Source organism: Bacteroides zhangwenhongii, from assembly GCF_009193325.2.
Lineage (GTDB): Bacteria > Bacteroidota > Bacteroidia > Bacteroidales > Bacteroidaceae > Bacteroides > Bacteroides zhangwenhongii.
The window spans coordinates 3978990-3995376 of the sequence record NZ_CP059856.1 but is presented as its reverse complement, the minus strand read 5'-3'; the positions used below and the strand labels follow the sequence as shown (position 1 = coordinate 3995376).

General features: G+C 40.0%; 7 protein-coding genes. 6 read left to right on the top strand and 1 reads right to left on the bottom strand.

The annotated features are described in order from the left end of the window. Window positions 1–74 precede the first annotated feature (74 nt). The gene (leuS, locus tag GD630_RS15895; protein ID WP_143867330.1) at window positions 75–2909 is read right to left on the bottom strand and encodes a leucine--tRNA ligase; all 2835 of its coding nucleotides are present in this window, start codon (window positions 2907–2909) and stop codon (window positions 75–77) included. A gap of 255 nt (window positions 2910–3164) precedes the next feature. Here leuS and GD630_RS15890 point away from each other — a divergent pair, with 255 nt between their 5' ends. The 6 genes from GD630_RS15890 (at window position 3165) to GD630_RS15865 (ending at window position 16385) form a co-directional block, all read left to right on the top strand. Continuing rightward, window positions 3165–5699 carry a hypothetical protein gene (locus tag GD630_RS15890; protein ID WP_143867331.1) on the top strand — a complete coding sequence of 845 codons (2535 nt, stop codon included), beginning with the start codon at window positions 3165–3167 and terminating at the stop codon, window positions 5697–5699. A 215-nt stretch (window positions 5700–5914) separates the two neighbouring features. Continuing rightward, on the top strand, window positions 5915–8194 hold the full coding sequence (locus GD630_RS15885; RefSeq protein ID WP_143867334.1) for a GH92 family glycosyl hydrolase: 2280 nt from the start codon (window positions 5915–5917) through the stop codon (window positions 8192–8194). A 39-nt stretch (window positions 8195–8233) separates the two neighbouring features. Further along, the gene (locus GD630_RS15880) at window positions 8234–9871 is read left to right on the top strand and encodes a glycoside hydrolase family 76 protein (RefSeq protein WP_143867336.1); all 1638 of its coding nucleotides are present in this window, start codon (window positions 8234–8236) and stop codon (window positions 9869–9871) included. A gap of 82 nt (window positions 9872–9953) precedes the next feature. Next, window positions 9954–13013, top strand: a complete 3060-nt coding sequence (locus GD630_RS15875) for a SusC/RagA family TonB-linked outer membrane protein (RefSeq protein ID WP_317168858.1) — start codon at window positions 9954–9956, stop codon at window positions 13011–13013. Window positions 13014–13017: 4 nt separating this feature from the next. Further along, window positions 13018–14922, top strand: coding sequence for a RagB/SusD family nutrient uptake outer membrane protein (locus GD630_RS15870; RefSeq protein WP_182505642.1), 1905 nt, complete (start codon window positions 13018–13020; stop codon window positions 14920–14922). A 20-nt stretch (window positions 14923–14942) separates the two neighbouring features. Then, window positions 14943–16385 carry a DUF4972 domain-containing protein gene (locus GD630_RS15865; RefSeq protein WP_182505641.1) on the top strand — a complete coding sequence of 481 codons (1443 nt, stop codon included), beginning with the start codon at window positions 14943–14945 and terminating at the stop codon, window positions 16383–16385. Window positions 16386–16387: the final 2 nt, after the last annotated feature.

The following is a 16387-nucleotide window of genomic DNA, read 5'->3' as shown; positions in this document are numbered from 1 at the left end:
TTACCGCAGATTATCACAGATTTATTAATTCGTGATTTATCTGTGTAAATCCGTGTAATCTGTGGTGAGACAAATTAAAGTACGACGTTTACAATCTTCTTCGGGACAACGATAATCTTTTTCGGTGTCTTGCCTTCGATCCATTTTTGCGAACGTTCGTCAGCCAATACAGCCGCTTGAATAGCGTCCGATGTTTCATCTGCTGCAAATTCCATATTGAAACGTGCCTTTCCGTTGAAAGAGATGGTATAGTTGATTGTGTCTTCTTTCAGATATTCTTCGTTGTATGCAGGCCATTCGGCATCACATACGGAAGTTTTGTGTCCGAGTACATCCCACAACTCCTCGCAAACGTGGGGAGCAAAAGGAGCAAGAACGACAACAAGCTGTTCCAATATCTCTTTCTTGCTGCATTTCAGATTGAAAAGCTCATTTACACAAATCATGAATGCACTGATAGAAGTATTGTAAGAGAACTGTTCGATGTCTCCCGTTACTTTCTTAATCAGTTTGTGCAAACTCTTCAGTTCCTCTTTCGTTGCAGGTTCATCCTTTACCAGATATTCGTCTGTACGACTGTAGAACAATGACCAGAATTTACGGATAAAGCGATGTACCCCGTCTATTCCGTTGGTATCCCAAGGTTTGGATTGTTCCACCGGACCTAAGAACATTTCATACATACGAAGTGTATCCGCACCGTATTTGTCTACAATCATATCCGGATTTACTACGTTGAACATGGATTTGCTCATCTTTTCAACTGCCCATCCGCAAACGTATTTTCCGTCTTCCAGAATAAACTCTGCCGTTGCATATTCAGGACGCCATGCCTTGAATGCATCCAGATCGAGAATGTCGTTGGATACGATATTCACATCGACATGGATCGGAGTGACGTCATATTGATCTTTCAGATTCAGAGAAACGAATGTATTGGTATCTTTGATACGATATACAAAATTGCTGCGTCCTTGAATCATGCCTTGATTTACCAATTTCAGGAACGGTTCTTCTACAGCGGAAATGTTTATATCATGCAGGAATTTATTCCAGAAACGAGAGTAAATCAAGTGTCCGGTAGCATGTTCGGTACCACCTACGTAGAGATCTACGTTCTTCCAGTACTGGTCTATTTTCGGGTCAACCAATGCTTTGTGGTTACGTGGATCCATATAACGGAGATAGTAAGCGGAAGAACCGGCAAATCCGGGCATTGTATTCAATTCTAACGGGAAAATGGTAACATTGTCGATCTTCTCGTTTTCTGTGATACATTTGTTTACAGTATCCCACGCCCATTTGGTAGCGTGACCCAATGGAGGTTCGCCTGTTTCGGTAGGCAGGAACTTAGCTACTTCCGGAAGCTCCAATGGCAGACAGCTTTCGTCAATCATATAGGGCATTCCGTCTTTATAATAGACAGGGAACGGTTCTCCCCAATAACGCTGGCGTGAGAAGATAGCGTCACGCAAACGATAGTTTACTTTCACACGTCCCAAGTTATGGTTTTTCACATATTTCTTGGTTGTTGCAATGGCTTCTTTGATAGTCAATCCGTTCAAAGAAAGGTCACAGTAAGGAGTTACGTCCGGGCGCGGAGAGTTGCAGACGATACCTTCTTTTGCATCGAAACTTTCTTCGCTAACGTCACACCCTTCTACCAACGGACGGATTTCCAATCCGAAATGTTTGGCAAAAGCATAGTCGCGGCTATCGTGAGCGGGTACAGCCATGATGGCTCCTGTTCCATATCCTGCCAATACGTAATCACTGATCCAAATAGGTACTGCTTCACCGGTAAACGGATTGATGGCATACGCTCCACTGAATACACCGGTAACGCTACGGTCGGCGATACGTTCGCGCTCCGTACGTTTCTTGGTGCGGTCGAGGTAAGCATCTACTTCCGCTTTCTGTTCGGGAGTAGTGACTTGTGCTACCAGTTCGCTTTCCGGAGCCAATACCATAAAGGTAACGCCGAACATCGTATCTGCACGGGTAGTAAAGATAGTAAATTCAAGATCGCTGTCTTTTACTTTGAATTGTATTTCGGCACCTTCCGAACGGCCTATCCAGTTCTTTTGAGTTTCTTTCAGTGAATCAGTCCAGTCGATAGTGTCCAATCCGTCCAGCAGGCGTTGTGCGTATGCGGATACACGCAGACACCATTGGCGCATCTTTTTCTGAACGACAGGATAGCCGCCACGTTCGCTGACCCCGTCCACTACTTCATCGTTTGCCAATACAGTTCCTAGCTCGGCACACCAGTTTACCATCGTTTCACCCAAATAGGCAATGCGATAGTTCATCAGGATTTCCTGCTGTTCCTTTTCACTCTTGGCATTCCATTCTTCAGCGGTAAAGCTAAGTTCTTCGCTGCAAGCAGCGTTCAATCCTGCAGTTCCTTGACTTGCAAAAGCTTTCTCCAGTTCTTCGATTGGACGTGCTTTTTGTTCATCGTTGCAATAGTAGCTATTAAACATTTTTTGGAAAGCCCATTGTGTCCAATGATAATATTCCGGATCGCAGGTACGGATTTCACGGCTCCAGTCAAAAGAGAAACCGATCTTGTCCAACTGTTCGCGGTAGCGATTGATATTGTTGACAGTAGTGATAGCGGGGTGTTGTCCGGTCTGGATGGCATATTGTTCTGCGGGCAGACCGTATGCGTCATATCCCATCGGGTTGAGTACATTGAAGCCTTGCAGTCGTTTGTAACGGGCATAAATATCCGAAGCAATGTATCCCAACGGATGTCCTACGTGTAGTCCGGCTCCTGACGGGTAAGGGAACATGTTTAGTACATAAAATTTTTGCTTTGAATCGTCTTCCTTAACTTGGTAGGTTTTCTCTTCCACCCACCTTTTCTGCCACTTCTTTTCAATTTCTCTGAAATTGTACTCCATAGTGATAAAGTTTTTATTTATAGTGATTTATATTGTTATTTCAATTTGAGGCACAAATTTACGTGATTTGTACCAAACTACCTAATATTTATATGGGTATTCCTGGAAGGCTTGTTTTAATAATTTTAAGAGGTTTAATTTATGGTACATATAAGCTAGAAACATGAAATTTGGCAATGCTACCTTGAAAAAGAATGATTTAACATTTAATATAAAAATAATTCTATATTTTTGTTTCTCTTATAATGAAAATCTATGAATAATAAAAGTACAATTGTTTGTATATTACTGTTATTTTTTTTATGTAATGTCCTGTATGTTAGGGCAAATACAGGGCTCTTTTTCCAGGCTCACAGAGTGATTCCGGAAAAGCGGACGGAGCTAAATTTAACTCCGAATACTCCACTTTCTTTTCATGATGGTTTTTCATTGGGTTTTGATGTTCATTTGCGCAATGAAGAGCATAATTATGGGTATATTGTTCGTGTTATTTTAAATGATACATTAAATATTGACTTGTTGTCCAATAAAGGATGGAGCCACAGCCAATTATTTTTGATGAAAGGAAATCAAAGTCTGGTAGATATATCACACTTAGATTCGATTCCTAAATTCAATAGTTCGGATTGGTTTCAAGTAGAACTTAAGTTAAACTATAAAAAGCAATTAATTGTCTGTATTCTAAATGAAAAAGAATGGAGTATTCCCGTGAAGTTGCCGCAATTGAATAATGTTCGTATAGCTTTTGGGTTACATACCGGGCAATCTTTTCCAAGTACAGATGTGGCTCCGATGAGTTTGCGTAATGTAAGGATTTTAGATCTGAAAGGAGAACTCTTGAGAAAATGGACTTTATTACAACATGGAGATAATGAAGTTTATGATGAGGTTAAATCTTCCCGGGCTACAGTACGAAATGGGATTTGGGAAATAGATCATCATATTCGGTGGAGAAAAAAAGCTTCGTTTATTATACCGGGGACTTCTCTTCAATTTGCTCCATATCAACGTCCGACAGATGGGGGGGTGTTTATAGCCTTAAAGGATACTATTTACCAATATTCCATAGAACGGGAACGATTGGATACTGTTATTGTAAATACTGGGCATCCTTATTTTACAGCTGCTTCCAGTTTAGTATATGATTCGGTTCATGATGAGTTGATTTCCTATAGTGCAGAACAAGAACGACTGAATCGTTATAGTTTTGAAAAAAATGAATGGGAAAGAGCTATTCCTGATATACTTCTTTCGTATCTGCATCATAGTAGCTGCTATATTCCTGATTTGGCAAAAGTTATACTTTTTGGTGGCTATGGATTTTATCGTTATAGTTCGGTCTTGTTCATGCATTCCATTGATTCAATATCTTGGCAGCAAAAGGATCTTGCTCATTTGATTGAACCTCGTTATTTAGCGGCAATGGGATATTTGGGAAATAATAAGGTTTTATTGTTAGGAGGGTATGGTAGCAAATCTGGTAAACAAGAAGGGAACCCAGAGAATTATTATGATCTTCATTGCATAGATGTTGAGAAGATGAGCAGTCAAAAATTGTGGACTTTTTCTAATGCAAAGGTGGAAGCATTTGGAAATGCAATGGTAGTAGATCTTGATAAAGAGCATATTTATGCACTTTCTTTTGCTAATGATCGAGCATTTTCTCAAATCAGATTGAACTGTTTTGGAATTGAAAAACCAGATCGAACATATATGGCAGATTCTATACCATATCAGTTTCATGATACCAGTTCTTATTGTACTTTATTTTATAATCAAGGTACCACTGAATTAGTTACTGTTTTAGCATATCAGGATGGCATCGGAAAAACTTGTGTCGAGGTATATACATTAGGGTATCCTGTTTTGCACTTATCAGACGTACTTCAATCTGTTCCTGAAAAGCATTCAACAGGTTGGATATGGTTGATTTTGATTATTGGAATTGGGGGAACATTGGCAGTGTTAGTTATATTATGGAAGAGAAAGCAGAAAAATGTTGTAAGAAGAGATGAAAACTCATTTTATACTGTAGAAGTGAAGGAAAAAGAATTAATTCAGCCCTCTTTTATTCGTTTATTGGGAGGTTTTCAGGTAAATGATTCGGAAGGGCATGATATAACTTCTCGATTTACTCTTATATTACGTAGTTTGTTTGTATATATGTTGTTATATTCCTATAAAAATGCTAATGGCATAACCTCGGAACAACTAAATGAAATATTTTGGTCGGATATGGACAAGAGTAATGCTACTAATAACAGAAATGTGAATATAAGTAAACTCCGATTGTTATTAAAGGAAATTGGCGGAATCAATATTGCCTATAAGAACAGTTATTGGTATATGACAATAGATTCATCAGTGAATTGTGATTATATTGAGATTTGCGACTTACTGAGAATGGTAAAGGAAGGCAGTGAAATAAATGTAGGACTATTAAATAAAATTGCCGAATTAGGGAGTAGAGGAGAGTTATTACCTGATATTACAGAAGAATGGGCAGATAAATTTAAGTCTGAATATCTGATTTTATTATCAGATGTGTTATTGGATGCTTATGAGTTTGTAAAAAAGAGCAAAGACTTGATGCTTTTACTGAAGTTATCAGAAACAATGTTAAGTTGTGATTCGACAGACGAAACTGCTATACAAAATAAGTGTTACGCTCTTTATCATTTAGGTAAAAAAGGTCTGGCAAAACAATGTTATGAAAATTTCTGTGCAGAATATATTCGAGTGCTTGGGGTAAGACCAGATTTTAATTATACTGACATAATAGGCAATTAACAGAAATAAATTATAGTTAGAAAGAAAGGTAGGATCTTTGTGTATAGGAAGTATCTTCTTTTCTTTTTAAAAATAAATATTATGAATTAAAAAGTTGTTTTTCAAATGTTTATATAACCTATTATAGCTTTTTATTTAGTCGATTAAGTCGTGATTAATACCTGATTAAGACGCTGATATTACTTTTGCTTATCAATTTTATAAATTATAATAGAATGAAAAGCATACGAAAGACAGCGTTGATTATTGGAGTATTCTCTTTCTTTGTTTTGGGATCCATTTCTTACGCAAAGGAGAAGACGGAACCGGTAGATTATGTAAATCCTTATATGGGAAATATCAGTCATTTATTGTTTCCCACTTATCCGACAGTTCACTTGCCTAATGGAATGTTGCGTGTATATCCTGAACGGAAAGATTTCACTTCCGATTTGTGTCATGGACTTCCAATTGCAGTGACAAGTCATCGTGGAGCTTCGGCATTCAACTTGAGTCCTGTTTGCGGACTGAATGAAGGAATTTCTTCCGTGCAGGACTATTCTTACGACAGAGAGAAAATATCTCCCTATCATTATCAGGTTTACCTCGATGAAAATAATATTTTGGTTGATTTTGCTCCTTCTTATCAGTCCGGTATTTATACTTTTACTTATGAAGGAGCAGCCAATAGCCAGATTATACTGAACACACGGAACGGTTATTTATTCGTAGATAATGAAGGAATAGGTGGTTGTCAGTATTTGGATGATAAAACAACAATCTATCTTTTTATGGAGTCAGACTGTGAAGCGATTTCCAAAGGTGGTTTGCAAAATGGAATAATGAATTCTGCTTGCCAACGGGTAGACGGAGAAAATGCAGCTATAGTCTTTGATTACGGTTCTTGTAAAAAGATCACTCTTCGATACGGAATTTCATTTATCAGTATAGAACAAGCAAAGAAAAATCTGCGCCGTGAAATCCACACGTACGATATAGATAAGGTGGCAGAAACCGGACGGAAGATATGGAACGAAACTTTGGGAAAAATAGAAATAAAAGGTGGGACAGATGATCAAAAAGTAATATTCTACACTTCGCTGTATCGAACTTACGAACGAATGATTAACATATCCGAAGACGGATCTTATTACAGCGCTTTTGACAATCAAATACATATGGATGGTGGAATTCCTTTTTATACAGATGACTGGATTTGGGATACATATCGTGCTGTACATCCTTTACGGATTCTGATCGAACCGGAAAAAGAACGTGCGATGGTCAGTTCTTTTATCCGTATGGCACAGCAATCGCCCAACGGATGGATGCCCACCTTCCCCGAAATAACGGGTGACAGCCATCGTATGAATGGAAATCATGCAGTAGCTACTATATGGGATGCTTACTGCAAGGGAATCACAGACATTGATTTAGAACAAGCATACAAAGCATGTAAGGGTGCTATTACAGAGAAAACCCTGTTACCTTGGCAGAAAGGGCCGTTAACAGAGCTCGATTCTTTCTATCAGCAATACGGATATTTTCCTGCACTCCACCCGGGTGAAGAAGAAACATGTTTAGGTGTACATGGCTTCGAACGTCGCCAAGCTATCTCTGTTATGCTTGGTAATTGTTACGATAATTGGTGTCTGGCACAAATAGCACATACATTCGGATACAATGGCGAATACGAACAATTTATGAAAATTGCCTATTCCTACCGCAATGTATATAATGCCGAAACTGGATTTTTCCACCCTCGCGACAACAAAGGAGACTTTATTTACCCTTTTGACTACCGTTTTTCCGGTGGTATGGGAGCACGTGACTATTATGGAGAAAATAATGGCTGGATCTATCGTTGGGATGTACAGCACAACCCGGCAGATTTGATCGCGCTGATGGGTGGACGCGAGAAATTTATAGATAACCTGAATCAGACTTTTAGAGAACCAATAGGCGAAGCTAAATTTTCTTTCTATTCTCATCTTCCGGATCATACGGGAAACGTAGGGCAATTCTCAATGGCAAACGAACCTTGTCTGCATATTCCCTATCTTTATAATTATGCTGGTCAACCTTGGATGACTCAAAAAAGAATCCGTTCTTTAATGAGGCAATGGTTCCGTAACGACTTGATGGGAGTACCAGGTGATGAAGATGGTGGTGGAATGAGTGCATTTGTCGTATTTTCAGCAATGGGTTTTTATCCAGTCACTCCAGGCTCTCCAACCTATAATATAGGTTCTCCATTATTTAATCATGTAAGGATAGCATTAGGTAATGGGAAAACCTTTGAAATCATAGCTGAAAACTGTTCGGACGAGAACAAATACATTCAGTCTGCAATGCTTAACGGTAAACCATGGAATAAACCGTGGTTCGAACATAAAGATATAATGAAAGGTGGAAAGTTAGAATTAGTAATGGGTAACAAGGCAAACAGGTTATGGGGAGCTGCATTGGAGGCAGCCCCACCTTCTGCCGAACCTCTGGCTTCCACTTCTCACTGATTTAAAAAATAGATATGTTTAACTTTAATAGAATGAATAATGAAGAAAATCACATTGTGGGCTTTAAGTGCCATGACTATGTTGGCCGGATGCTCAGCTAGCGAAGTATCTTCTCTGGTAGAGGAAGCGCAGGCGTCGGATCTTATTTCAGGAGCTGTTTATAAAATATCTCCTTATTCCGATGAAACTAGAAGTATGTTCGTTCGGAACGCTTCTTTTGATGAGGGAACAGAAATTGTGGCTTGGACTGATACAAAAGTGAATGCCCAACGTTGGCGTCTAACCAAAGATCCTACTGGAGTGTATTTTTATTTGACGAACGTATACACGGGTAAGTCTGTACACATACAATCACCTGTTTCCTTGGGTGCACGCTTGCGCCAATATGGGAAAGAAAATGATTATACTTATAAATGGACAATAACCAAAGCGGAGCAAGTCGGACCGGATTGCTATTACATAAGTCCTTCTTCCCTTGCTAGTGGTGAAAGGCTCTATTTGGAAATAGGAGGCGGTGAGGATGGTACAAATATACAGTCCTATATCAAAAGAACCGGTGACCAAGCCGATAAGCAGATATGGAAATTGGAAAGAGTGCAGGAAGCGCCCAATAAATTTACTTCGGTGATGCGTGACGAAATAGTTCGTTCCTGGAAAGCACAATACTATAAAAAGTCGCAAAATAATGCGGGCTATACCTTGAGTGATGCTGAACGGTTGAACAACGCCAGCCACCAATGGCAGGACGCCGAAATGTTTGAAATTGTGTTGGATGCCTACGAAACTACTCAAGATCCTTCATATAAAGAAATGTTTCACCAACTGTACATCAATTTTGTAGACGAGAACCAGAAGAACTGGTTATATAATCCCTTCAATGATGATATTACTTGGATGGTAATTGCTTGTGTACGGGCTTATCTGTTGTTTGGAACACAAGAATATCTTGATGTAGCCAAGGAAAATTTCGATCAAATGTATGCAAGAGCCTTAATGCTGCCCGAAGGTGTACTGCGTTGGTGTGAAAAAGAAGCCGAACGTGATAAAACCAATTCTTGCATTAATTGTCCGGCAATGGTTGCATCTTGTTATCTCGCACAGGCTACGGGAGATGCAACCTATTATGAAAAAGCGAAAAACTTGTATGAAAAACAGTCAATCTATCTTTATGAATCTTCTACTGGTATGGTGTACGACTGTGTAACGCTCACTAGTCTTTCTCCTTGGAAATGGGCTTCAACCTACAATCAGGGAACTTTTCTAGGTGCTTCCCTCATGCTGTATCAACACTATAAAGATGCATTGTACAAAACTAATGCACAGATGACGGCCCGTTATACTATAGAACATTTCAGCGATGATAATGGAATATTGAATGCACCGGACGAACGTTCGGACAATGACCGTCGTGGATTTAAAGGAATATTGATGAGATATCTACGTTCGTACATTAACATAATGAACGATACTCAATATCTTCCGTGGATGGAAGCAAGTGCTCTGCAAGCCTATAATAACCGAAATTCAAAAGGTATCATATGGACAGTGTGGGAAGAAAAGTCTGCCGAAAACTTTGTGTATAAAGCAAGCGATAAGGATGTGCGCTACAGTAATGATCCTTGGGGAACTTCTACAGCGGTATCCATTGCGGTCAATCTTCCGCTTATTCAGAAATAGAGAGTGTAGAACTATTGTAATTAAAGAAAATATGAAAAATACAAGATTAGCGTTTGCATTCATACTTATTCACCTGTGTATCATGACATTTGCACAATCTTCCAAAAAGATAACAGGTCGTGTAGTCGATGAAAAAGGAGAGCTTTTGGTAGGAGTTAATATTATGGAAGTGGGGACACAGAACGGTACATTGACTGGAATCGAAGGAACCTACTCATTAACAGTAAAGAATAGTCGCTCGACACTGAAATTTTCTTATATTGGTTTTGATAGCCAGGAGGTAATTGTTGGTTCTAACACAGTAATAGACGTAACACTGAAAGAATCAAAATCGGAACTTGAAGAAGTGGTAGTAGTGGGTTACGGTAGCCAGCGTCGTATCAGTACTATTGGTTCGCAATCCAATCTGAAACTAGGTGATATTAAGCAGCCTACTGCTAGCTTGAGCACTTCATTGGCAGGACGTCTTGCCGGAGTAGTAGCCGTACAACGTTCAGGTGAACCAGGTAAAGATAATGCCGATATTTGGATACGTGGTATTTCTACGATGGGAAGTTCTTCTCCCTTAGTCTTGGTTGATGGGGTAGAACGTTCTTTTAATAATATAGACCCGGAAGATATTGAATCTTTCACTATTCTGAAAGATGCTTCAGCCACTGCTGTCTACGGAGTACGGGGAGCTAACGGAGTAATCCTAATCAAGACAAAACCTGGTATTGCTGGAAAACCTTCTGTCAGCGTAGACTATTATGAAAGTGTCACACGCCTTACTAAAATTCCAAAATTGGCTGATGGAGCCTCTTACATGGAAGCCGTGAACGAAGCTCGCAGAAATCGTGGATCCGAGCCCATTTACTCTGAAGCTGAGGTTATAAATACTCGTTTGGGAACTGATCCTGTGCTTTATCCTAATGTAGATTGGATGAACGAAGTCTTTGATGATTTTGGACACAACCGCCGTGCCAACATTAACGTAAGAGGTGGTGGACAAAATGTGAACTACTATGCATCAGCAAGCTACTATAACGAAAAAGGGTTGATAAAGACAGATCCAAATGAATCTTATGATTCTAAGATTGGATATACTCGTTATAACTTCACTACTAACCTGAATATTAATGTTACTCCGACTACTAAATTGGATATAGGTGCGTCAGGTTATTTGGGCGAAGGTAGGAAACCTTACGAATCTACTTCTGATATATTCCGCGTAGCTATGACTACTTCACCTGTAGATTATCCAGTCATGTTCTATGTTAACGGAAAGGATTATATCCCTTACAATCAGCCTAATAGTGGATTTAACAACCCCTATGTCGGTGCTACGAAAAGAGGATTTCGAACTGTTACCGATAGTCAAATTTACTCTAATCTCCGTTTAACCCAAGACTTGGGATTTATCACGAAAGGATTGAGTTTGACAGGTATGTTTGCTTTTGATACTTATAATTCACGTACTGTGAAACAAAAGAAGGCAGAATCTACCTATTATTGGGTGGATAAAAATAATCCTTACGACAAATACGGGTTTCCCATTTTGTCGCAAACTTATGAAGGATCAAAGACGTTGGATTTTGCTGTTGAAAGTTCTGGTAACAGAAAATATTACTTAGAAGCATCACTGAATTACTCCCGTACATTTGGAAGACATCGCGTAGGCGGGCTGTTTTTGTTTAATCAGGAAGACAAAGTTATAACAACCGAGGGTATTGATCTGATAGCCGGACTTCCTTACCGTTCCCGTGGTTTTGCCGGACGTGCCACTTATTCATGGGATGATCGCTACTTCGCGGAATTTAATATCGGTATCAACGGCTCCGAAAACTTTGATCCGTCTAACCGTTACGGAGTTTTCCCTGCCTTCGGAGTGGGGTGGGTACTCTCCAATGAGAAATTTTGGAAACCTTTGCAATCCGTTATTTCTTTCTTTAAGGTCCGTTACACCAATGGTATGATTGGTAATCAAGCAACACCTAACCGTTTTTTGTATATGGAAGCACTTCAATACAATAGTAGCTACGGCTATACTTTTGGTACTGACCGACGTAAAGTGGATGGTTATAAGGTGAAAAACGAAGCTGTAAAAGTGACTTGGGAAAAATCACACAAGCAGGACTTAGGTTTTGACCTTAAATTCTTGAATGATGACCTTTCATTGGTTCTTGATTTGTACAAAGAACATCGTACCGGTATTTTTCTTGACCGTGGAGCAGTACCCGGTTTTATCGGAATCACTTCTACCCCTGTTGGTAATCTCGGGATTGTAGATAATAAAGGTATAGAAATTGATCTCGAATATAATAAACAGTTCAATAAGAACTGGGCACTCTCTCTTCGTGGTAACTTTACTTATGCCAAGAATGAAGTGATAGAGAATGATCAGCCTACCCAGCAATATCCGTGGATGGATAAAAGAGGGCACAGTACTTTGTCACGTTGGGGATTGATAGCTGATGGACTTTATACACAAGAAGAAGTTGACCGAATCAACGCATGGGAAGCATTGCCTGCTGTGGAAAAAGAGAATACAGCTCGACCTTTTCCGAAACAATTTGGTACAATCTATGCAGGAGACATCAAATACCGTGATTTGAATGGAGACGGACAAATTGATGTTTATGACGAAACAAAGATAGGACGTGGTGACGTACCTTCTATTGTCTATGGATTTGGTTTTAATCTTCAATATAAAAACTTTGCCATTAGTACCCTTTTTCAGGGAGTAGCGCAAGCAGACAGATGTTTGAATGGACTTGGAATACAGCCTTTCTCCGGTTCGGGTGGTGAAGGTAACCTTTATGCTAATATCAAAGATCGTTGGACGGAGAACAACCCGCGACAGGATGTTTTCTATCCTCGTCTTGCCTATGGTTCGGATAAAAATGAAAATAATTTTAAGACAAGTACTTGGTGGCAAAGAGATGTTAGCTTCTTACGTCTGAAATCCTTGCAGATCACTTGGCATCTCCCAAAAAGATGGACAAACGCTGTCTTATTGAAAGGTGCTTCTATCTATGCGATGGGTACAAATCTGTTTACGATTAGTAAGTTTAAGTTATGGGACCCGGAATTGAATACCAATAATGGTACTTCCTATCCTAATATTTCTACTTATTCCATTGGTATCAACTTTAATTTCTAAGAATATGAAAAGGAAATATATTACTTTATTAAGTTTGTCAATCATGTTGGTGTGTCAGACCTCATGTTCGGATTTTTTTGATCAAATGCCGACAGACCGTTTGACTTATAATGACTTGTTTGAGTCAAAAGCCTCTACAGAGAAGGCTTTAGCTACTGTATATGTCTATCTGCCAGATGAATTTGCCCAACGTTTGGCGGCGGATGGAAGGCATACTACTCCTGGCATATGGACTGCCGGGTGTGATGAGGCTGAATACTATTGGGATTTTGTGCCATCACATTTAGTCAATAACAATACCATTACTCCGAAATCGTCTATAGTTTCATCCTATTGGGAAAAATATTATGCAGGAATTAGTGCTGCAGGACGTTTTATACAGGGTGCTCCCCAATGTAAGGATATGGAACAAAATCTGTTGGCGCAATGGATTGAAGAAGCCCGTGCGTTGCGTGCTATGTATTACTTCTACTTACTACGTATCTATGGACCGATACCAATCTTGTCTGATGATCCAATCAGTATGGATGCTCCTTTAGAAAAAGTACAGTTACCTAGAAACAGCGTAGAGGAATGTGTGGAATATATTGTTTCTGAATTTGATAAAGTATTAGATAGTGGTTGTCTGCCAGAGAAATCGCTTACTTACAATTGTGGAAGAATAGACAACAGCATTGTGATGGCTTTTAAAGCAGAAGTGTTACAATATGCTGCAAGTGACCTATATAACGGAAAAAATTCCTTTGTTGCCCAGCTACGGAATAAAGATGGAAAGAAACTTTTTCCTGAAGACATCTCGGATGAAGCGGTGAAAGCGAAATGGAGAAGGGCTGCTACAGCTTCCAAAGCATTCATTGATAGGTTCGTTCCGGGAAATTATGATTTAACCAAAGTTTATACAAACGGTGTATTAAATGCCTATTTGTCTTGTCGTGATGCTGTGAGAGGAGAAGATTTCACTAATACGGAAATGATATTCTACCGTATTAACACTGATTATTCATTGATGCAATATGACCGTACTCCGAGACATACCGGTGCCGTAGGCAGTGGTTACCGAGCATCTGGCGGATTGGGCGCTTCCCAACAGATGGTGGATGCTTTTTTCATGGCGAATGGTAAATTACCTATTAGTGGATATACAGACAATGGTAAAACGCCTGTTCTCAATCCTAATACAGGTTATGAGGATAGTGGTTTCTCTTCTGAAAGCTATGTAGATGAAACAGGAACCATATTGGCTCCCAATGGAGTACTGAAAGCTTGGGTGGGACGTGAACCTCGTTTTTATGTAAATATAACTTTCTCCGGTCAGAAATGGCTAAATACAGAAGAAGGCGCTTTCTATTCCGACTTTAGTTACGACGGAAATTCGGGATTACATGGTGGAGAATGCCCGCCGACAGGTTATTGTGTAAGGAAGAATGCGCCTTTGGGGGCTTGGAATACGGGGAAACAGATTTGTATTATGTTGCGTTTAGCTCAGGTCTATCTTAATTATGTAGAGGCACTTAATGAATGTGAACCTACCCATGCTGATATTCTGACTTATTTGAATCTGATTCGTGAAAGAGCAGGAATTCCTACTTACGGGTCTAAAGTCGGGCAGTTACCTGTTCCATCTACCCAAAATGAAATGCGGGAGGCAATTAGAGCGGAGAGGAGAGTGGAACTAGCTTTCGAAAGCAGTCGTTATTTTGATGTTCGTCGTTGGGGTATTGCCGAAGAAACAGAGAATATGCCACTTTATGGTATGTATGTGAATGGAAACGGTAATGACTTTTATAAACGTACCTGGTTTGAAAATAGAATATTTGAGAAGAAAATGTATTTTTTCCCAATTCCGCAAGGTGACATTGATATTGATAAAGAACTGGTTCAGAATCCAGGTTGGAGTGCTAATGTTTAACCTTTTAAATGAAAAATAAAATGAGAAAAGTATTGAATCAAATCGGAATGAGTGGATGGGTAATTTTGTTGGGTTGTCTATGTATGGTTTCTTGCATACTGTTTTCAGGATGTTCGGACGATGATGAAAATAACAATCGCGAGCGGTATATCACCCAACTGACTGAAGAACGGAATGTCGTGGATTATCTATTAAAAAACTCTACTTACGGCACAGAACCGGGTACTTATCCTGAAAAGAGTAAAGCGATTCTTGAAACGACCATAGCCGAAATTGATGATTTCGTCAGTCGCCTGAACAACGGGGAAACTACCGACCAGCAAACTGTAGACACCCTTGTCGAAAAAGCGGAAGAAGCCATGAAGAAGTTTAAAGACTCCGTTATCCTCGATGTTTCCGAGGAACAGAGAAATTTGCAGCAACTGAAGAACAAACTCTCCGAATTGCAGAATATACTGGAAACTTCCACCTACGGCACGGAACCGGGCACGTATCCCGAAAGCAGCAAATCTATATTGAACGCTGCCATCCGGGAACTCACGGAACTGATCGACAAAGCATTTTCGGGAAGCATCCCCCTGACGAACGCCTTGGTAGAAGAAGCCATTCAACAGGCGGATGCGGAGATTGACTCGTTCCGCGAGACGCAGATTGAAACCGAAACATTCTACAACTTGGTGGTAGACGGCAACAACGGCGGATATATTGATTTCGGTTATCATAAGGAATTTGCCGACTTCGGTGAAACACAACATACGGCTCTGACCATTGAATTGTGGGTGAAAATCGACGAATATTGCACCAAGCAGCATGAGGATAACAGTACTTATCTGTCAGCGTGCAACGATGAGCCCTGGGGCGGATGGCGCATCTATTCCCGTTTCCATACGGGCGAAAGTGACGACTTGATCCGGGCGTCGATTCCTATTGACGAAGACGGTAAAATCGTACTCGAGGAACCGTATTACAGAGCTCCTTTACTGGGGTATAAGACATGGATGCATTATGCCATCGTATATGCTGAAGACGGAGTGCCGGGCGAAGATCAGGACGAACGTTTTAGAATGTTTTACAATGGCGAGAAGAAGGGAAAATCCATCCGTATCGGACAGAATGAACGCCGCTGGGTATATACAGCTGACTCTTACCATCAGGCTCAAATACCTATGACTGCTTTCTGCCGTCTGAAAGCGGACGGAACCCGTATGGAATATTTTAAAGGTTCTATTAAATATATGCGTATCTGGAAAAAAGCGCGTACTGCGGACGAAATAAAAGCATCAGCGGAAGGAAACTGTACAGTCGATCCTGCTGACCCGAATTTGGTCTGCGCCTGGGATTTCGTAATCTCCGAGACAGATCGGGATATGACAAAAACAGAATTCAAAGACCTGACAGGCAGATATACGGCTGTTCTGAAAGGTGGTGCGGAAAACTTTACCTGGAAACCTATTAATAAATGATA